Here is a 19,088-nt window from a genome sequence, read left to right as displayed (position 1 = left end):
GCGGAGAAAAGAAGGCTGCCCAATTGATCGGGGCGCCGTACTTGATGGTTGAACATCGCCGCCCGCTCGGGTCAATCTAGAGGCTGCTCGCCAGACGGAGGATGATCATGTCGCACAATCTGCAGTTCTATATCGACGGTGCCTGGGTCGATCCCGAGGTACCGAACGTCATCGACGTGATCGACCCGTCGACCGAGGACGCCTTCGCTGAGATCTCGCTGGGCACCAAGGCGGATGTCGACAAGGCGGTCGCCGCCGCCCGCCGCGCCTTCGAGACCTTCGGCTTCACCAGCCCGGCCGAGCGGCTCGAGCTGCTGCGACGCGTGGTCGAGATCTACAAGAAGCGGAGCCCCGACCTTGCGCTGGCCGTCTCGCGCGAGATGGGCGCGCCGCGTCCCTTCGCGCTCGACAGCCAGGTCGGCATCGGCCTGGCGCATCTCGAAAAGATCGTCGAGGTGCTGGAGGGTTTCTCGTTCCGCCACGCCAAGGGCACGTCGCTCGTCGTCAAGGAGCCGATCGGCGTCGTCGGCCTGATCACGCCGTGGAACTGGCCGTTGAACCAGATCACCTGCAAGGTCGGCCCGGCGCTCGCCGCCGGCTGCACCATGGTCCTGAAGCCGAGCGAGATCGCGCCGCTCGACGCCATCATCTTCGCCGAGATCCTCGACGAGGCGGGCGTGCCGGCCGGCGTGTTCAATTTGGTCAACGGCGACGGCCCGACCGTCGGCGAGGCGCTTTCGAGCCATCCGGACATCGATATGATGTCGTTCACCGGCTCGACCCGCGCCGGCATCCTGGTGGCGAAATCCGCCGCCGACACGGTGAAGCGCGTCGCCCAGGAGCTCGGCGGCAAGTCGGCCAACATCCTGTTCCCGGACGTCGATTTCTCGGTCGCTGTGCCGAAGGGCGTGGCCAACTGCTTCGGCAATAGCGGCCAGTCCTGCAACGCGCCGACGCGGATGTTCGTGCCGCGCGACCGCCAGGACGAGGTGATCGGCTATGCCCGCGATGCGGCGGAAAAGTTCGTCGTCGGCCCGGCCGATGCGCCGTCGAGCAAGCTCGGCCCGGTCGTCAGCCAGGTCCAGTACGACAAGATCCAGGCCCTGATCGAGAGCGGCATCGCCGAGGGCGCGACGCTGGTCGCCGGCGGCCCCGGCCGTCCGGCCGACCTGAACCGCGGCTACTACATCCGCCCGACCATCTTCGCCGACGTCACGCCCGAGATGCGCATCTCGCGCGAAGAGATCTTCGGGCCGGTGCTGTCGATCCTGCCCTATGACAGCGTCGAGGACGCGATCCGGATGGCGAACGACACGCCCTACGGCCTCGCCGCCTATGTCCAGTCGGCCGATCTCGATCAGGCGCGCAAGGCGGCGGCGCGGCTTCGCGCCGGCGCCGTGCACATCAACTATCCAGCCTGGGATTCCGGCGTGCCGTTCGGCGGCTACAAGCAGTCCGGCAATGGCCGCGAATATGCCGAATACGGCCTCGAGGATTTCCTCGAGACCAAGGCCATCCTCGGCTACGAGGCGGCCTGACGCCGGGAGCGTTTCAAGCGAAGTGGGCCGGCGCCGTGCCGGCCTCTTTTCGTTCAGCGGTGGTGCTCGCCGACGCGCAGATAGCGCTCGAGCCAGAGGCTGTAGCGCGAGGCGGCGTAGCTCAGGCTGAAATAGACCAGCGCCGCGAAGGCATAGGCTTCGTTGTAGAAGCCGTTCCAGTTGATGTCGGTCGCCGCCACCCGCGCTGTATGCAGGAAATCGAAAAGGCCGATAACCAGCACGAGCGACGTGTCGAGGAAGAGGCCGATGCCGAGGCTGACGAAGGCCGGAATGACCGCCTTCAGCGCCTGCGGCAGCACGACGAGACGCGTCGTCGCGCTCCAGGAGAGGCCGAGCGAGCGCGCCGCCTCGTACTGACCGGACGGCAGCGACTGCAGGCCGGCGCGGACGATCTCGGCCATATAGGCGGCGACGAAAAGGATGATCGCGACCTGGGCGCGGACCAGCTTGTCGGTCGTCACCCCGGCCGGCAGCATCAGCGGAAACAGCAGCGTCGAGACATAGAGGACGGCGATCATCGGCACGCCGCGCATCGTCTCGATGAAGGCGATCGCGAGATAGCGAACCAGCCGCATCTCCGAGCGCCGGGCGAGCGCGAGCCCGATGCCGAGCGGAAAGGCGCCGGCGAAGCCGATGACGCTCAGCAGCGCGGTCAGCGGGAAGCCGCTCCATTTCTCCGTCGCCACCAACGGCCCGGACGGCGCGCCCGACATCACCGCCAGCGCGGCCGCGAGCGTGACGATCCAGACCAGGACAAGGCGGCGGCTCCAGAAGCGCGGCATGCCGGTCACGACGACAAGGCCGGCGATAAGCGCCACCGCGGTGGCCGCCTGTCCGTCGCGCCCGCTCGGATAAAGCCCGAACAGGATGAAGCGCCCCTTGTCGGCGATGAAGGCCCAGCAGGCGCCGGATCGTTCGGCGCAATCCTTCGCCGTGCCGGTCCAGGTCGCGTCGACCAGCGCCCAGCGCAGGAAGGGCGCGACGACCCAGAGCACGAAGGCGACGAAGCCGAGCGTGATGGCGAGGTTGACGGGCGAGCCGAACAGGCCCCGCCGCCAGGCCTGCCAGCGTTCCGCGACGAGGCGCGCGGACGGACGGACGATGGGCTCGGGAAAGGTCAGGGTCATCGGGTCAGCCCCCGCAGGGCATAGTGCTTGTTGTAGCGGTTCATGGCGTAGGAGACGGCAAGGCTGATCGAGAGATAGATCCCCGCCATGATCAGGATCGTCTCCAGCGCCTGCCCCGTCTGGTTGGCGGAGGTGCTGAGGATCGAGACAAGATCCGGATAGCCGATCGCGATCGCGAGGCTCGAATTCTTGATCAGGCTCAGATAGTTCGACGTCATCAACGGCGTGATGACCCGGAGCGCCTGCGGCAGCACGATCTTGGCGTAGATCTGGCCGCGATGCAGGCCGAGCGAGCGCGCCGCCTCCCATTGGCCGCGCGGCACCGACTGGATGCCGCTGCGCACCACCTCGGCGATCAGCGCCGAGGCGTTGACGAACAGACCGACCAGCAGCGCGCCGAACTCCGTCGTCAGCGACAGCCCGCCGACGATGTTGAAGCCCTTCAGCACGGGCACGTCGACCCGCAGGCCGCCGCTCGCGACCAGGAGGGCGGCGAGGAGCGCCAGGGCGACGAGCGCCGCCAGCAATGCCGTTGGCACGGAGAGGCCGATCCGCCGCCGCAGCGCCAGGCCGGTGGCGGCGATGACCAGGGCGACCGAGACGGCGGCGAGCGCCGTGCCGCTCTCGAAGCGGAATGCCGGAATGAAGATGCCGCGATTGCTGAGGAAGACGCCGGCGACCGGCTCCAGCGCCTGACGCGCGGCGGGGAAGGCCTTGAAGGTGGCGCTCCAGAAGAAGAGCTGCAGCAGGAGCGGCGTGTTGCGGATCAGCTCGACATAGGCGCGGACCGTGCCCGAGAGCAGCGGATTTTCCGACAGGCGGGCGAAGCCGAGGGCAACGCCGAGCACGGTCGCGATGACGCAGCCGAGCAAGGAGACCACAAGCGTGTTCAGAAAGCCGACGAGGATGGCGCGGGCGAAGCTGCTTTCCGGCGAATAGGCGATCAGCGTCTCGCCGATGGCGAAATTGGTCGGATGGGAGAGGAAGCCGAAGCCCGGCAGAATGCCGACGCGGGCCATGTTGCCCGTCATCGTCTGGCCGAGCCAGCCGAGCGCGGCCATCACGCCGACGAACAGGACGATCTGGGCGAGCGGACGCTCGCCCAGAAGGTTCTTCAGGACCGGCAGGCCGGGCGCCGGAGCGTCCGGGGTGACCGTCGACATCGTACGCGCCGCCTAGCGGAACGGCGGCGAATAGAGCAGGCCGCCCTGCGTCCAGGGCTGGTTGTAGCCGCGCTCGAAACCGATCGGGGTCGACTTGCCGAGGTTGCGCTCGTAGATCTCGCCGTAATTGCCGAGATTCTTGATGATGTTGTAGGCGAATTTCGGATCGAGGCCGATCGCCTCGCCGAGCGACGGGTCGACGCCGAGGAAGCGCTTGATCGTCGGATCCTCGCTGGTCAGGAAGCTGTCGACATTCTCCTTGGTGATGCCGAGCTCTTCCGCCTGGATCGTCGCAAAGACGGTCCAGTTGACGATTTCGAGCCACTGGTCGTCGCCGGCGCGGACGGCGGGCGCGAGCGGCTCCTTGGAGAGGCGCTCGGGCAGCAGCACGAAATCATCCGGCTTGGCCAACCGCGTCCGCTTGATCGCCAGGTCCGAGGCGTCCTGCGTCAGCGCGTCGACGCGGCCCGACTCCAGCACCGAGGCGAATTCCTTGTCGTCCTCGATCACGACCGGGGTGAAGGTCTTGCCATTCTTGCGGAAGAAGTCTGCGATGTTCAATTCGCCCGTCGTGCCGCTCTGAACGCCGATGGTGGCGCCGTCGAGATCCTTGCCGTGCTCGACGCCGAGCGACTTGGCGACCAGCAGGCCCTGGCCGTCATAGAAGACGATCGGGCCGAAATGGAAGCCGAGCTTGAAGGCGCGCGAGATCGTCTGCGTCACGCCGGAGAGCAGGATGTCGAACTCGCCCGCCTGCAGCGCCGGCAGACGCTGCTGCGGCGACGACGACGCAAACTCGACCTTGTTCGGATCGTTGAAGACGGTGATCGCCAGCGCGCGGCCGAAATCGACGAAGAAGCCCTGCCACTCGCCATTGCTGTCGGGCGCGAAGAAGCCGGGCAGCGTGCCGACGCCGACCTTGATCTGGCCGCGCGACTTGATCTTGTCCAGCGTCTCGCCGGCATTCGCCGTTCCCGCCAGCAGCGAACCGGAAACCACCAGCGCGCCGAGCGCCGCGATCGATTTGGAAATGATGTTTCGTTTGAAAATGGCCATGGGTCGTCAATCCTCGGACGGATTCTGTCCGTCTGGTTGATATGGGTAAATTTGTTCTGCGATATGCTCGGTCAGTTCCTCGGAACTACGATGATGATTCCATCAACATCGTCGCTTTGCGAAGCATGGCCCGAAGGAAAGCGGACGGATTACGGAAAAATCCATTTCAATTCTTGCGACCGATCCGGGATCGCTTTTCGGCCCGGGCGCCGGTTCCGAGCGCGAACTGGAAGGTCGCCGCCATCGCCGTCAGCGCGAAGCCCGCCCAGAACAATCCCTCCGAATAGCGCGTGATGCCGAACCAGTGTCCGGAGCCGCAGAGCGACATGGCGAGCGAGCAGAGATCGGAGGTGTTGACGAGGCAGGGCACCGCCGCCGGCAGCGACAGGGTGGTGTTCGCCGCGACATTGCCGAAGACGAGCCCCCACCAGCCGAGCGCCACGGCGAGCGCCGCGATGCCGACGAGAAGCAGGCCCGTGCCGACGAAATCGCGTGAAATTGGCAGACGGCTCATATCGCCTCGCTGACGCCGAGAAGCTCAAGGATCTCCCGCCGCAGCGCGATCAGATCGGGATCGCCGCGGTGGCGCGGATGGGGTAGCTCGATGCGGCGCTCGCCGAGGATGCGGGCCGGCCGGTCGCTGAAGATCACGACGCGATCGGCAAGCAGCAGCGCCTCCTCGACGTCATGCGTGACGAGCAGCGCCGTGAAGCCGGATTGCCGCCAGAGCGCCAAAAGCTCGCCCTGCATGGTGAGGCGCGTCAGCTGGTCGAGCTTGCCGAGCGGCTCGTCGAGCAGCAGCAGGCGCGGATCGTTGACCAACGCGCGGGCGAGCGCGGCGCGCTGCGCCATGCCGCCGGACAGTTGATGCGGAAAGGCGTCGGCGAAATCGGCGAGCTGGACGCGGGCGAGCGCCTCGTCGATGCGATGGCCTTCCGTCTTCAGCCGACCCTGCGCCTCGAGCCCGAGCGCGACGTTGCGGCGGACGGTGCGCCAGGGAAACAGGGTCGGATCCTGGAAGACGAGGACGCGCGACGGATCGGGCTTGTCAATCGTCGCGCCATCGGCGAGCACGCTGCCCGTCTCCGGGCGTTCCAGCCCGGCGACGAGGCGCAGCAGCGTCGACTTGCCGGAGCCTGACGGGCCCAGCAGCGCGACGAAGGAGCCGGGCTCGATGTCGAGGTCGATATCCTCCAGCACCGGCAGCCGGCCGGACGGCAGGTCATAGGCATGCGAGACGCCGCGAAGCTCGATGGCGAGGCCGGTGGTGGCCGCTTCCGGCCGTTCGGCGAGCGCGGCTACCATTGCACGATCCCCTTCTGCCAGCCGAGCAGCCGGTCGCGCCCGACGAAGAGCAGCTTGACGAGGCCCGAGCAGAGCAGCGCCATGATGATCAGCGCGGCATAGACGTTGCCATAGGCGGAATAGGCGGTCTGGAACTGCAGGTACCAGCCGAGCCCGTATTTGGCGCCGAGCATCTCGGCGATGACGAGCACGGCGAAGGACGAATAGAGGCCCATGAACAGGCCGACGAACACGTTCGGCAGCGCGGCCGGGACCGCCACCTTGAGGACGAGGAAGCGGCGATCGGCGCCGAGCGTCCGGGCGACGTCATAGAGCGAGCGGTTGACCGAGGCGACGCCGGAGGCGGTCAGGATGATGACCGGAATGCCGGAGGCGAGCGCGACCAGGAAGATCGAGGCGCCGAAGGTGGTCGGGAAGACGAAGAAGGCGCTCGGGATCCAGGCGCTGGCCGGCACCGGCCCGATCAGCTTCAGGAGCGGCATGCCCCAATAGCTGAAGCGCTTCGACCAGCCGAGCGCCACGCCGACGACGAAGCCGACCGCGATACCGGAGAAGAAGCCGAGCGCCCAGAGGCGGAGCGAATAGAGCACGCAGACGAGCAGCCGCTGCCAGTCGGTGACATAGACATGCAGCAAGCCCTGCGGCGGCGAGAAGAACGGTTTTGGCAGCCAGCCGAGTTTGGCAGTCGAGATTTCCCAGACCGTGAACCAGAGGCCGAGCGCGATCCACCACGGCCCGTAATGGACAATGCGGCGGCCGACGGCGCCGAGGCGATGGACGGAGAAGGCGAGGACGGCGAAGGCCGCCGCCCCGGTGACGAGCAGGATGGCGAACAACCCCGTCTGGCCCCAGGGCACGACGTCGTCGAAGCCGAGCGTGACGGCGGCCGCGAGCAACCAGCTCGCCGCCGCCAGCAGCCCGTTTCTCCAGACCTCGCCGACGAGGGCCGAGGACGCGAGCGCGCCCCCGACCGATCCGTGCGTGGTATCCGCCATCGTGTCCTCAGGCGAGCAGGTTGGCGGTGACGCGCTGCGCCAGCTCGGCCGGGTCGGTCGAGGCGTCGATCACCTTGATCAGCTGCAGGTCCTCGGCCGCCCATTTCACCTGCTGGACCAGCTCCGGGCCAATCGGGTGGATGTGGTAGACGAAGGAGCCGAGATCATCGGAGAGGTCGGCAAGCTCAATGCCGGGCTTGAGGTTCTCGATGTACCACTGCGCCACTTCTTCCGGATGCTTGCCGGTATATTCGTGGATCTCGATGTTCGCCTCGGCGAGGCGGCGGATCGCGTCGCGGTTGGCTTCGAGGAAGGGACCATTGACGCCGAGGACGCAGCAGACCTTGTCTTCGAAGATGCCGGTCTGGGTATTGGCGATCTCGACCAGGTCATACTGCTTCTTGAGCGAATAGGCCCAGGGATCGAGATGGGCGAGCGCATCGGCCTCGCCGCGATCGACGGTGGCGCCGACCAGGTCGAACGGCACGGCCTTCCAGTTGACGTCCTGTTCCGGATCAATGCCGGCGCGGGCGAGCGCGATCTGGAACGAATGCTTCGGCGGGCTGGCCGGATCGTAGCTGACAATCGTCTTGCCCTTCAGCCCTTCCAGCGTCGTGATGCCGGAGGCCTTGGAGGCGAGAAGCCGCGTGCAGCCGCCATGCGAGCCGACGAACAGCTTGACGTCGAGGCCCTGCTCCAGCGGCTTGACCCAGTCGAGCAGCAGGCCGGCGCCGGCATCGGCCTTGCCGGTGGCGAGCGCCTGCACCAATGTCTGGCCGCTGGCGCCCTGGTAGAACAGCTCAACGTCGAGGCCGTGCTTTTCAAAGATGCCCTTGGCGACGCCGAAGGCGAGCGGCGAATGGCAGGCGGCGAATTCGGTCCAGGCGAGGCGGATCTTGGTCGGATTGCCGGCGCGGGCCGAGAAGGTCGGGGCGACGCCCAGGAAGGCGGCGCCGGCCAGCACGCCGCCCCCGGTCAGGGCAGCGCGCCGCGAGATGCGGCGGCCGAACAGCGAAGGCTTCTTTCCGTCGAGAATGCTCATGGCGTTTTCCTGAAAAAGGGAGCGGATCAGGCGTGATCCAGGGCCTGGGCGAGATCGGCGAGGATGTCGTCCGGGTGTTCGATGCCGATCGAAAGGCGCACATAGCCGGGCGTCACGCCGGTGGCGCGCTGCTCTTCGACCGAGAGCTGCGAATGGGTGGTGGTCGAGGGATGGATCGCCAGCGACCGCGCATCGCCGATATTGGCGACGTGGTAGAACAGCTTGAGCGCGTTGATGAAGGCGCGACCGGCGTCGCGGCCGCCCTTGAGCTCGAAACCGACCAGCGCGCCCTTGCCGCCGCGCAGGTAGCGTTCGGCGCGCTCCTTGGCGACGCCGCCCTGCAGGCCGGGGAAGATCACCTTCTCGACCTTCGGATGGGTCGAGAGGAAATTCGCGACCTTGATCGCGTTCTCGTTGTGCTGTCGGATGCGCAGCGGCAGCGTCTCCAGCCCCTGGATGAACTGGAAGGCGGCGAAGGGCGAGATCGCCGCGCCGATGTCGCGCAAGAGCACCGCGCGGGTGCGCAGCACATAGGCGATCGGTCCGAGCGGCTTCGCCTTGTCGAGCCAGGTGGCGCCGTGATGGCTCGGGTCCGGCTCATGCAGGTTGGGGAAGCGCTCGGGATGGTCTTCCCAGGGGAAATTGCCGCCATCGACGATCAGGCCGCCGATCGTGGTGCCGTGGCCGCCGATATATTTCGTCGCCGAATAGACGACGACGGCGGCGCCGTGGTCGAAGGGACGGATGGTCAGCGGCGCGGCCGTGTTGTCGATGATCAGCGGCACGCCGAGCCCGCGCCCGATGGCGGCGACCTCGGCGATCGGGAACACTTCCAGGCTCGGATTGGGCAGCGCTTCCGCGTAGTAGGCGCGGGTGCGGCTATCGGTGGCGCGGCGGAAATTCTCCGGATCGGACGGATCGACGAAGCGCACCTCGACGCCGAGATTCTTCAGCGTCGCGTTGAACAGCGCATAGGTGCCGCCATAGAGGCCGGTCGAGGAGACGATGTTGTCGCCCGGCCGGGTCAGGTTGAGGATCGAATAGGCGGAGGCCGCCTGGCCCGACGCCAGCGCGAGGGCGGCGACGCCGCCCTCGATCGCCGCGATGCGCTGCTCCAGCGCGTCCTGCGTCGGGTTGCCGACGCGGGAATAGATGTAGCCGAGCTCGTCGAGCGCGAAGAGCCGGTCGGCGTGATCGGTGTCCTGGAACTGGAACGAGGTCGACTGGTAGATCGGCACGGCGACGGCGCCGGTCGCCGGATCGGCCCGGTAGCTGCCGCCATGCACGGCGAGTGTTTCAAAGCGCTTGGTCTCGAATTCTGTCGGCTGGAAGGTCATGTGGGTGTCTCCAAATGCCGAGGGATCAATAGGCCGAGGCGGGTTCGCGCTTGGCGGTGGGGTCGAGGAGGTCGGCGTAGTGGCGCTCGGCCACGTCGGGGTGCGAGCGGAGGCGCCCCTTCAGGTAGTTCTGGCCGATTTCGCGGAAGAGCGGGTTCTGCGGGTCGGCGGTCGGGCCGAGGGCCTTGGCCGCGAGTTCCGGCGCGAGATCGAGCAGCGGGATCGTCGCGTCGAGGGCGGCGCCGAAGAAGAAGGCGACCGACAGGCGGTCCTTGCCGGCCGGCGGCGTGACGACGCGATGGACGGTGGCGCGGAGATAGCCGTTCGAGGCCATTTCCAGCACTTCGCCGATATTGACGATGAAGGTGCCGGGGATCGGCGGCGCGTCGATCCAGCTGCCGTCGTCGGCCTCGACCTGCAGCCCGCCCTGCACGTCCTGCAGCAGCAGGGTCAGGAAGCCGCCGTCCTTGTGGGCGCCGACGCCCTGGTCGCTGCCGGTGGCGTCGCGGCCGGGATAGCGGATCAGCTTCAGATGCTGGATCGGCGCCTTCTCGTAGACGGGAGAGAAGACGTCCTTGTCCTGCTGCAGCGCCAGGGCGAACGCCTCCAGCACGCGGATGCCGAGATCGGCGAGCTGGCGCTGCCATTCGAGCACGGTCGGCTTCAGCGCCGGCAGCGCATCCGGCCACTGGTTCGGCCCCTGGAGCCGCGCCCAGTCGGGCGTGCCCGGCGCGACCGGAATGGCGGGTCGCTCGGACGAGAAGTCGATCTGCTCGCGCCAGTCGGCCTGGCCGCGCGTGATCTCCAGACCGACGCGGGTATAGCCGCGGAAATGCGGCGAGTTTACCATCTCGATCGAGAGCTTGTCGGCTTCCGGCAGCTCGAAGAACCGGCGCGACACGGCGACGATCTCGCGGATCAGCTCGTCCGGAATGCCGTGGCCGGTCAGATAGAAGAAGCCGATTTCCCGCGCCGTGGTGCCGAGTTCCTCGAGGAACGCGGCGCGCTCCTCCGGACTGCCGGAGAGCTTCGAAATATCGAGGATCGGCAGCGTGCGCGGCGCGGTCGCCGCGTCATGGGTGCTCGGAAGCGGATTGGATGTCGGCATGGTCGTCCTCTTGATCCGGACGGCGCGAGCCGAAGCCCGACGCCTGGGGCGCGGATTTCCGCTGCCCTCCTGGTTCAGAGGATTTTAAGGCGACCTAGTTTGTAGAGAAGGAACGGCGTTCTTTTCTGCGCGCATGCCGGAGTTTGCTTTAGGCGCAGAAACCGAGGTTGACGCTACGTCGATACCTTCCATTCGCGAGCATGGGGAACCGGGCACAACCGCCTCGACGGCGCTCGGCCCCCGCGGAGGCGTTAGCTGATCGTGCGGTTCTGCGAGGCGGCGTGCAGGTCGCCGAGCTCGATCAGACGCAGGAAATCGGCATCGGAATTGTCGAGGCCGAGGCGGCGCAGCGTCAGGAACTCGAGCGATTCCGCGATGGTGAGGCCCCGGAAGCATTCCCGCCCGGCGCCGTCGACGACGAGCGCCTCGGTCGCCTCGAGCCGCTCCCGCTCTTCCTCGGTCAGCTCCAGCTGGCGCAGCGGCCGGCTCACCCCGGCGCCGCCGGCGGGCGTCCGCCTCAGGCTGGCATAGTCCCCGCCAGCAAGGGGTCTGCGGGGGAATTTCGGTTTCTTTTCCAGCGACATCGCGTCTGCCCTATCCGTCGACGATGACGCGATATGGCAGTCCCAGCCGTTCGCAAACTCACAAGCCGTTCATCGCAATTTGAACGATCTGGCGATTTCGTCGAAGCGGTCGCGACGGCAATGTCAGTGGCGCGATTCCGAGATGACCTTGGAGTGCTTTTCCATCGACATCAGCGCGCCGGCCTGGCTGAGCAGGTCGTCGAGCGACAGCGAACTGCCCGCTTTCGCCTGGACGATGCCGACGCTGATCGACAGCTGGCACTGCGCCGGCGACAGGCGGTTGAAGTAGTCGAGCCGCGCCCGCAGGCTGTTGCGCAGCGTCTCCGCCGGAGCAAGCGGCGCCGGCACGAGCACGCAGAACTCGTCACCGCCCATCCGTCCGACGACGTCCGAGTGGCGCACGCTATCGCGCAGCACGCTGGCGCAATCGGCGATCAGGCTGTCGCCGACGGCATGGCCGAACGTGTCGTTGACCTTCTTCAGCCCGTCGACGTCGATGATCGCCAGCTGGCAGCCCCGCCCCTTGGCGATGACCGCCTCGGCGGCGCGGCGGAAACCGCGCCGGTTGAGCAGGCCGGTGAGCTCGTCGGTCATCGACAGCTCTTCGATCGCCGCCTTGGCCTTCTCGAGCTCCTCGGCGCGCGAGCGGACGCGCTCCTCGAGCTCGGAATGCATGCGGATGTTCTCGATCGCCAGCGACACGGCATCGGCGAGACGCTTCAGGAGGCGAAGATCGTCCTCGCCGGGAGCGTCGACCTCGCTCCAGTATACCGCGATCGCCCCGACCGGCTCCGGGACCCGGATCGGCACGACCGCCAGGCTGCGGATGAGGGTCGGGCCATAGAGGCACTGGTCGATGCGCTCGTCCGCGCGGATATCCGAAATCAGCACGGCCTGGCGATGCACCATCGCCCATCCGGCGACGCACTCACCCAGCGGAATGCGCCGGCCCCTCCCGAGCGGCGCGATCCCTTCATCATCGACATAGTGGCTGAATTCGCCGTCGCGCAGGATAAAGACCGCGCCGTCGCTGCCCGTCATCTGGCGCGCCGTCGACCGGGCGATGCGCTGCACCTGCCCGAGCTCGCGGGCAAAAGCGAGCTTCTGCACCGCGGACAAAAGGATCTCCATGCCGCGACAATAACGCTCTGTATTGTGAGCCGTCGCCTCGGCGGGGCTACCCGCCCGTCCCGATCCAAACTCGTGCATGTCCGCTTTCAGTCACCCAGCCTTGATTCCTTTCTCCTAGCAGAGGAACTGCGATCCGCCCAGTCAAACCGGCGGCATGACCGCAAAGTAAGCGCAAGCGGACAACAAAGGCCGCTCCGGCGACAAAATTTTCTTGTCCGAGGCGCGGATTACGCTTTCGGAACCATCGCGGATGGCCGTCCGCGCCGGGTCGCGCCGGAGCGAGTGCCTTACAATGCTGTCAGGAAGCGCTTGAAGACGAAGCCGCGCTTGCCATCGGCCACGACCTCGCACCAGCCCTTGCAGCTGACGACGTCGACCTGGGTGCCCGCCTTCAGATAGCCGACGGTCGGCGCACTGTTGTCGGGATTTCCGCGAAGCTTCACGCCTGAGGCGATCTGCGCCTTGCCGCTCGGAAGGTCGGCGATGGCCTTGGCCGGCACCGAGGCAGCGTGGGCCCGTGCCGGAGCGGCGCGAGCGGGGGCAGCCGGGGCGACATCGGCCGGCGTGTCCGACCCGGCGCTTGCCGAGTCCGCGCTCGCCACCGCGTCCGAACTATCCGGGCTCGCGGTCTCGTTGCTTGCCGTGCCTTGGCTTGCCGTGTCTTGGCTCACCGGATCCTGGCTTGCCGGATCCTGGCCCAGCGCCGCCTGGCTCTCCTGGGTCGCCGGCACCGGGCTCGTCTTCACGACGCGGGCGGCCGGCGAGTCCGGCGCGGCGGAATCCATGGAGAAGGCGGAGCGCACGCCGGGGTCAGCCACCGGCGCACCCTCCATCGAGGCGGCAGGGGTCAAGGACCCGGTCGTCGACAACATGTCGGCGCCGCGCAGCTGCGGCGGCTCGTGCAGCGACTTGTCCTCGGCCGCGCGCTCATCAGACTTCGCAACCGGAGCCGCCGGCGCCACGTCGGCCTTCTCGCCCGCGGCGGCGACGACTTCCTGCTTCGCCGGGGCCGGGGTTGCCGGATTGGCGGTCAGCGAATGCACGGTCACCAGCGCGCCGCCACCGACGACGGCGAGCGCCACGGCGATGCCGACCAGCGACTTGTTGAGCGGAAAGCGATCGAACGATAGGCGCTTGCGCTCAAGCTCGCGCTCCTCGGAATAAACCTCGCTTTCGGCGGCATTCAGGCCGTCGACGGCCTCGGAAAGACGCTGCGCCAGTTCGCCGGCGAGACGGTCCTCGAGTTCCGCCGGCTTCGGCCGCGAAATGATCTGTGGCTGGCGCTGGCCCCGCGAGAGCAGCAGCTCGACGGCGAGCTTGTCCTGCTGCGGCACCTCTTCCTTGCGCGCCGGGGTGGCCTGGCCGGTGAAACCATGCTCGATCTCGGCCTGTTCCAGCGACAACGACAGCGACAGCGGGTTCGGCTTCGCCGCGACGGGCTCCGGCTCCGGCGACGCGGCCAAGGTCGCCTTGTGCAGGTCGCCCATCAGCGCGGCTTCGAGCTCGGCGGCCAGATCCTCGAGACCGGCAAGCGAGGGTGCGGGAAGCGACGGCGCGGCGGCGTTCGGCGGTTCCGGCAGCCGGGCCGCGTCACGCGGGGAGCCGGCGCGCGGCGGCTCGACCTGGAGGGCGGCCCGCACGGGCGGAATGCCTATTTTCGGGAAGCGATAGAGGTTTTCTCGGAGCGCTTCGGCGCGACGCGCCAAACTGTCGGTCTCGGGAGATGCGCTGGAGCTAACGGGTTCAGCCGAATTGCGCAGGCGCAGGGCGGCGCCGGTCTTCGCGGTAGTGTTCATGGAACTCATCTCTACTTTGTTTCGACATGTAACCCCCGTTGCCGCCAAAACGTCTTCAAAACCTTGATGGTTAATACTTCGATGCACCACTCAATAGTAAAATAGGACCGGAACAACCAATGCGTACAGGCAATTGCCCTTGAGACAGGCCGATGGCAGTCAACATGACGGAAGAATGCGGCGACTCTTTGCCGAGCGTCACCCAACGGCCGATCGGCGGGCGCCGGGCCCGAAATCTATGGCGTTGCTTGGCTAAGTGCGCGGTCCGGTGCAACCTTCAGTGTCCGGAGCGTGAAGATGTAGACCGGGACGCCGGAGATCAGCACCAGCAGCGCCGCGAAGGGCGCCGCCGCCGCATAGGCGCTGTCATTGGTGTGCGACCACACTTCGGTGGCGAGCGTCACCACGCCGGTCGGCGCCAGGATCAGCGTCGCCGTCAGCTCGCGCATCAGCTCCAGCGCGACCAGCGCCAGCGCCGCGCCGAGGCCGGGCGCCAGCGACGGCAGCGTCACCGAGACGAAGGCGCGGAACGGGCTGCGGCCGAGCGTGCGCGCCACTTCCTCGATCTCGCGCGGCACCAGTTCGGCCGAGGCGCGGATGGCCGACTGGGCGAGCGGCAGGAACAGGATGGCATAGGCCGCGAAGAGCACGACGCGGGTCTGGTAGACCGAGGGCAGAAGCCGGATCGACAGATAGACCAGCGCCAGCGCGACGACGAGGCCCGGCAGGCCGTGCACGATATAGGGAAGCCGGTCGGCGAAGCGGGCGAACAGGCCCCGGCTGCGCAGAACGAGCAGCACCAGCGGCAGGGCGATCACCGTCGTCACGAGGGTGCCCGGCAGCGCCAGCGACAGTGAGCCGTAGAGCGCGGGCCCGATCGCCTCCAGCCCGCGCCCGGCCGAGACGCCCTTGAGGAGCCAGTAGAGCAGCCGGCCGAATGGCACGCCGAGCGCCAGGATCGCCACCACGATAAAGCCGAGGGTGACGAAGGGCGCCGCCCGGCCAAGCCGCGCCGGGGCGATGCGCCGGGCGGTGTTGCGGCCGACCTTGGAGAAACGGACCCCGCGCCGGAGCCACATTTCACCGAAAGCGACAGGGAGGCAGAGCAGCATCAAGAGCGCCGACAGCACGGCGGCCGAGGCATTGTCGAACTGCAGCTCATATTGCTGGAAGATCGCCGTGGTGAAGGTCTGCACCCGCAGCAGCGCCAGCGCGCCGAATTCCGACAGCATGTGGGCGGCGACCAGCAGCGCGCCGCCGCCGAGCGCGGGGATCGTGCGCGGCAGCGTCACCCGCAGGAAGGTCCGCCACGGCCCCTTGCCGAGTGAGCGCGACACTTCCTCCATGCCGGGATCCATGCTGCGCAGCGCCGCCGCCACGGGCAGGAAGATGAGCGGGAAGCTCTCCATGGTCAGGATGAGGATGGCGCCGGGCATGCCCTGGAAGGTCGGCCCCAGCGATTTCCAGGCGAAGCTGGCGACGAAGGCCGGCATGGCGAGCGGCAGACAGCAGAGCACGCGCCAGATCCGCCGGCCTGGCAGGTCCGAACGCTCGGTACACCAGGCGGCGGCGAAGCCGATCAGGCAGGAGGCTGATGTTACCGACAGGCAGAGCGTCACCGTATTGCCGAGCAGCATCAGCGTGCGGCGGCGGCCGAGCTCCGCCAGGATGCCTTCCCAGCCGGCGCCCCAGGAGCGCAGCAGCACATAGACGATCGGCAGCGCGATCAGCGCGGTCGGGATCAGGGCGAGCACCAGCAGGAGCCGCGAGACGGGATGACCGCCCGCGCCGCGCCTCGAAGGGCCGTCCGGATCGCCGGAAGCGCGCGTCAAGCGAGATCCGCCTCGCGCAAAAGGGCCAGCGCATCGGCGGCGTCGCCGAGATCGGCCGGCGTCACCGGAGCGGGATCGAGCTCGTCGAAGGGCTTCATCGGGAACGGCGAGACGACGCCAGGACGAAGCGGATATTCGGCGATCGCGTCGACGATTGCCTGCTGCCCCGCTTCGCTGACCATGAAGGCGACGAAACGCTGCGCCGCTTCGCTCTTCTTCGAGCTCTTGAGCACGCCGGCGCCGGAGACGGTGATCAGCGTGCCGGGATCCTGGTTGCCCATGTGATAGAGGGCGGAATTCATGTTGTCGGGACCGAGCTCCTTCGCGAGCGCGTACCAATAGTAGTTGTTGCTGAGCGCGACCGCGATGTCGCCGCCCTCGACGGCCTCCACGGCGGCGGAGTCGCTGTTATAGACCTCGCCATACTTGCGCAGGCCCTTGAGCCAGGCGAGCGCCGCGTCGCGCCCCTTCATCAGCGAGACGGCGACGACCTGTTGCTGGAAGGCGCCGCTGTTCGGGGCGAAAGCGACCTTGCCGTCCCAGGCCTCGCCGGCGAAATCGAGCACGCTCTTCGGCAGGGCCGACAGCTCGATCATGGCCTTGTTGTAGACGACGACGCGGCAGCGCGCCCCGGCGCCGATCCAGGTGCCGGTCCTGGCGGCATAGGTCGCCGGGATCTGCTTGAGCGTCTCGGCCTCGAGCGGGGCGAGCAGGCCCTTCTCGTCGATCGCCGCCAGTGACGGGCTCTCCTCCGACCAGAAGACGTCGGCGGGCGAATTCGCCCCCTCCTCGATCAGCTGGCTGGCGAGCTGGGCGCTGTTGCCGTTGCGCGTGACGACGGCGATGCCGGTCGCCGCGGTGAAGGCCGCGACGAGCGCCTCGACGGGCGGGCGGTGCTGGCCGTTATAGAGCGCCAGCGTCTGGTCTTCCGCGCGCGCCGGGTTCGCGCCGCCGCCGATCAGCGATACGCCGGCAAAGCCGAGACCGGCGCGCATCAGCTGACGCCTCGAGACGTCGTACATTGGAATAACTCTATGTTATTGCAGTCGATTGTTCTCGTACCAATACCCGCCGGCGCGCCCTGTCAACTGCGACGGGCGCGACAAGGTTGCCCATGAGGAAGCCGGAAACCGGCCGTGGGCGACGAGATGCAGGGAGCCGGAAGCGGAGCTAGCCCGGCCCATCGACGGGCGGGCGGAGCGGAGAAGGGCTACCGGGGGTCATCGGTTCGACCCTTCTCCGTCCGATCGGAGCTGATTACGCACAACCGGAAGATCAGCTTGGCATGATGTGTCGCAAGCTTCCTGCCAGACGTGCCAACCGAGTGAGCCACCAGATCTAGCTACAATTTGAATCAAATTGGCCAGATCTGGGGAAGGTTAACGGCCGATTCACCGTTCGCGCATTGCAATCTGCAACGGGACTCGCAATTTGCAACGACGGACCCGCTCACGCGGAGGCGACCGGCTCCAGGGTGGCACGATCGCCGCGCGGCAGACGCAGCCAGAGATCGAGGAAGCCGTCGAGGAAATGCGAGGTCTGCGCGTCGTAGACGGCACGGCCCTCCATGTGCCGCTCGCGCGGCTGCGCGCCCGGCAGGAGGAAGCGATCTTCGCCATGCGTCGTCCAGCGATGCATCATGGCGAGCGTCAGCTCGATGTGGAACTGGAAGGCGAAGGCGGAAGGCCCGTAGCGGAACGCCTGGTTGCGATAGAGATCGCCCTCCGCCAGCAGTTCGCCGCCAGCCGGCAGGTCGAAGCCCTCGCCATGCCACTGGTAGACGGTCTCCGGCCAGGCGCAGAGCCCCTGCCCCGCCGCTGTGGCGCGCAGCGGGTAATAGCCGATCTCAACCAGGCCATCCTCGCGCGGCGCCACCCGCGCGCCGAGCTGCCGCGCCAGCATCTGCGCGCCGAGGCAGATGCCGAGCAGCGGCGCCTGCTCGTCCAGCGCCACCGCCATCCAGTCGATCTCGCGGCGGATGTAGTCCTCGTCGTCATTCGAGCTCATCGGCCCGCCGAAGACGATCGCGCCGGCATGGCTCCCGAGCGTCGCGGGCAGCGCGTCGCCGAAGCGGGGCCGGCGGATGTCCAGTTCGTAGCCACGTTCGCGCAGCCGCAGGCCGACGCGGCCGGGCGTGGAATGCTCCTGATGCAGCACGATCAGGACGGGCGGCTTCTCCGGCGACAAGGGTCCAGCGTTCCTCTGCTACGACGCCCGCGGGCTGCGCGATGGCACGCCTGCCCGCCGGCTGCGATCAACTCGCGGCGATCAACTCTCCTGCGGCGCGATATCGGCGACGACATTGCCGCCGGACTGCACGATCTTCTTCAGGCGCAGCCGCGCCCGGCCGGACACGCCGAGCAGATCCGCGACCCGCCAGATGACATTGTCCTCGAATTCGGTCAGCCGGCCATCGGCATAGACGAGATCCCACATCATGGCGACGATCTGCTCGCGATCGATCTCGTCGAGCCGCGTCTTCAGCACGCTCGTGAAGCGATAGAAATCGACGGCCTCGTCATCGGCCTTCTCGGCCGCGCGCATCAGATCCTCGGTCGCGTCGGCATCGAGGCCGTAGCGGTTCTGCAAGAGATCGTGAAGGCGCTGGCGCTCGGATTCCGTCACCTCGCCGTCGACGGCGACAACATGGTGCAGCAGCGCCGCCGCCGCCAGGCGGTGATCATCCTCGCCGAAGCCCTTGTCGGTCCCGCCGCCGGTCAGTTCGGCGAGGAAATTGCGAAATACGCTCAGCATTCAGTTCCTCCGGGCGCTCTGCCCCGATGACAGGCTCGTCCCCATGTTGGCTCAAGCTGCATGAGAATAAGGCAAGGATAGGAAATCATCACGCGACAAGCCGTCACCTACCACCGAGGGCAGGCATTGTCGCGAAAAAGCCGGATTCGAGGCAAGAGCAGCCGGAGTCGGCGGGCCAAGTTGAGCGCATGAAGAACGCACAAAAAGAAACCGCCGACCTTTTGGGCCGGCGGCGAAAACATAACTAAAAAGAATAACTCTTTGCTCGAACCAAAAAAAACTCGAGCTCATCAATTCTA

The 19,088-nt window shown here is 67.3% G+C and carries 17 protein-coding genes; 1 reads left to right on the top strand and 16 read right to left on the bottom strand.

The genetic code is table 11. The features are described from left to right. Window positions 1-107: 107 nt before the first annotated feature. Window positions 108-1,538, top strand: a complete 1,431-nt coding sequence (locus tag AC6HZP_RS01625; RefSeq protein WP_497525123.1) for an aldehyde dehydrogenase family protein — start codon at window positions 108-110, stop codon at window positions 1,536-1,538. 53 nt (window positions 1,539-1,591) lie between these two features. On the opposite strand, the gene AC6HZP_RS01620 is transcribed toward AC6HZP_RS01625, so the two are convergent. The 16 genes from AC6HZP_RS01620 to AC6HZP_RS01545 all read right to left on the bottom strand — a co-directional run bounded on the left by AC6HZP_RS01620 (window position 1,592) and on the right by AC6HZP_RS01545 (window position 18,789). Beyond that, the gene (locus AC6HZP_RS01620; RefSeq protein ID WP_497525122.1) at window positions 1,592-2,686 is read right to left on the bottom strand and encodes an amino acid ABC transporter permease; all 1,095 of its coding nucleotides are present in this window, start codon (window positions 2,684-2,686) and stop codon (window positions 1,592-1,594) included. Beyond that, window positions 2,683-3,849 (bottom strand): amino acid ABC transporter permease, encoded by a 1,167-nt coding sequence (locus AC6HZP_RS01615; RefSeq protein WP_497525121.1) that lies wholly within the window; start codon window positions 3,847-3,849, stop codon window positions 2,683-2,685. Before AC6HZP_RS01615 ends, AC6HZP_RS01620 begins: the two co-directional genes overlap by 4 nt. A gap of 12 nt (window positions 3,850-3,861) precedes the next feature. Next, complete coding sequence (locus AC6HZP_RS01610; RefSeq protein WP_497525120.1) at window positions 3,862-4,905, bottom strand: amino acid ABC transporter substrate-binding protein; 1,044 nt, start codon at window positions 4,903-4,905, stop codon at window positions 3,862-3,864. Window positions 4,906-5,071: 166 nt separating this feature from the next. Then, window positions 5,072-5,419 (bottom strand): hypothetical protein, encoded by a 348-nt coding sequence (locus tag AC6HZP_RS01605; protein WP_497525119.1) that lies wholly within the window; start codon window positions 5,417-5,419, stop codon window positions 5,072-5,074. Next, complete coding sequence (locus tag AC6HZP_RS01600; protein ID WP_497525118.1) at window positions 5,416-6,210, bottom strand: ABC transporter ATP-binding protein; 795 nt, start codon at window positions 6,208-6,210, stop codon at window positions 5,416-5,418. Before AC6HZP_RS01600 ends, AC6HZP_RS01605 begins: the two co-directional genes overlap by 4 nt. Then, window positions 6,204-7,205 carry an ABC transporter permease gene (locus AC6HZP_RS01595; protein ID WP_497525117.1) on the bottom strand — a complete coding sequence of 334 codons (1,002 nt, stop codon included), beginning with the start codon at window positions 7,203-7,205 and terminating at the stop codon, window positions 6,204-6,206. Before AC6HZP_RS01595 ends, AC6HZP_RS01600 begins: the two co-directional genes overlap by 7 nt. Before the next feature lie 7 nt (window positions 7,206-7,212). Then, window positions 7,213-8,247 carry an ABC transporter substrate-binding protein gene (locus AC6HZP_RS01590; RefSeq protein WP_497525116.1) on the bottom strand — a complete coding sequence of 345 codons (1,035 nt, stop codon included), beginning with the start codon at window positions 8,245-8,247 and terminating at the stop codon, window positions 7,213-7,215. A 26-nt stretch (window positions 8,248-8,273) separates the two neighbouring features. Then, a complete protein-coding gene (locus tag AC6HZP_RS01585; protein ID WP_497525115.1) occupies window positions 8,274-9,584 on the bottom strand; it encodes an O-acetylhomoserine aminocarboxypropyltransferase/cysteine synthase family protein in 1,311 nt (436 codons plus the stop codon). Between the two features lie 25 nt (window positions 9,585-9,609). Further along, window positions 9,610-10,692, bottom strand: a complete 1,083-nt coding sequence (locus AC6HZP_RS01580; protein ID WP_497525114.1) for an isopenicillin N synthase family dioxygenase — start codon at window positions 10,690-10,692, stop codon at window positions 9,610-9,612. Between the two features lie 251 nt (window positions 10,693-10,943). Then, window positions 10,944-11,183 (bottom strand): hypothetical protein, encoded by a 240-nt coding sequence (locus AC6HZP_RS01575; protein ID WP_497525113.1) that lies wholly within the window; start codon window positions 11,181-11,183, stop codon window positions 10,944-10,946. A 216-nt stretch (window positions 11,184-11,399) separates the two neighbouring features. After that, window positions 11,400-12,386, bottom strand: coding sequence for a sensor domain-containing diguanylate cyclase (locus AC6HZP_RS01570; RefSeq protein ID WP_497526719.1), 987 nt, complete (start codon window positions 12,384-12,386; stop codon window positions 11,400-11,402). Window positions 12,387-12,694: 308 nt separating this feature from the next. Continuing rightward, window positions 12,695-14,203: an SH3 domain-containing protein gene (locus AC6HZP_RS01565; protein ID WP_497525112.1), complete on the bottom strand. Its 1,509-nt coding sequence runs from the start codon at window positions 14,201-14,203 to the stop codon at window positions 12,695-12,697. 236 nt (window positions 14,204-14,439) lie between these two features. After that, window positions 14,440-16,035, bottom strand: coding sequence for an ABC transporter permease (locus AC6HZP_RS01560; protein ID WP_497525111.1), 1,596 nt, complete (start codon window positions 16,033-16,035; stop codon window positions 14,440-14,442). Next, complete coding sequence (locus AC6HZP_RS01555; protein ID WP_201401763.1) at window positions 16,032-17,057, bottom strand: extracellular solute-binding protein; 1,026 nt, start codon at window positions 17,055-17,057, stop codon at window positions 16,032-16,034. Before AC6HZP_RS01555 ends, AC6HZP_RS01560 begins: the two co-directional genes overlap by 4 nt. A 427-nt stretch (window positions 17,058-17,484) precedes the next feature. Beyond that, window positions 17,485-18,222 (bottom strand): glutamine amidotransferase, encoded by a 738-nt coding sequence (locus AC6HZP_RS01550; protein WP_497525110.1) that lies wholly within the window; start codon window positions 18,220-18,222, stop codon window positions 17,485-17,487. Between the two features lie 81 nt (window positions 18,223-18,303). Then, entirely contained in the window at window positions 18,304-18,789 is a 486-nt protein-coding gene (locus AC6HZP_RS01545) for a tellurite resistance TerB family protein (RefSeq protein ID WP_201401762.1), read from the bottom strand. Window positions 18,790-19,088: the final 299 nt, after the last annotated feature.

The sequence above is a fragment of the Kaistia sp. SLG-1 genome, assembly GCF_059699055.1.
The sequence above is the reverse complement of the archived record's forward strand: the minus strand, read 5'-3'. Positions and strand labels throughout refer to the sequence as shown.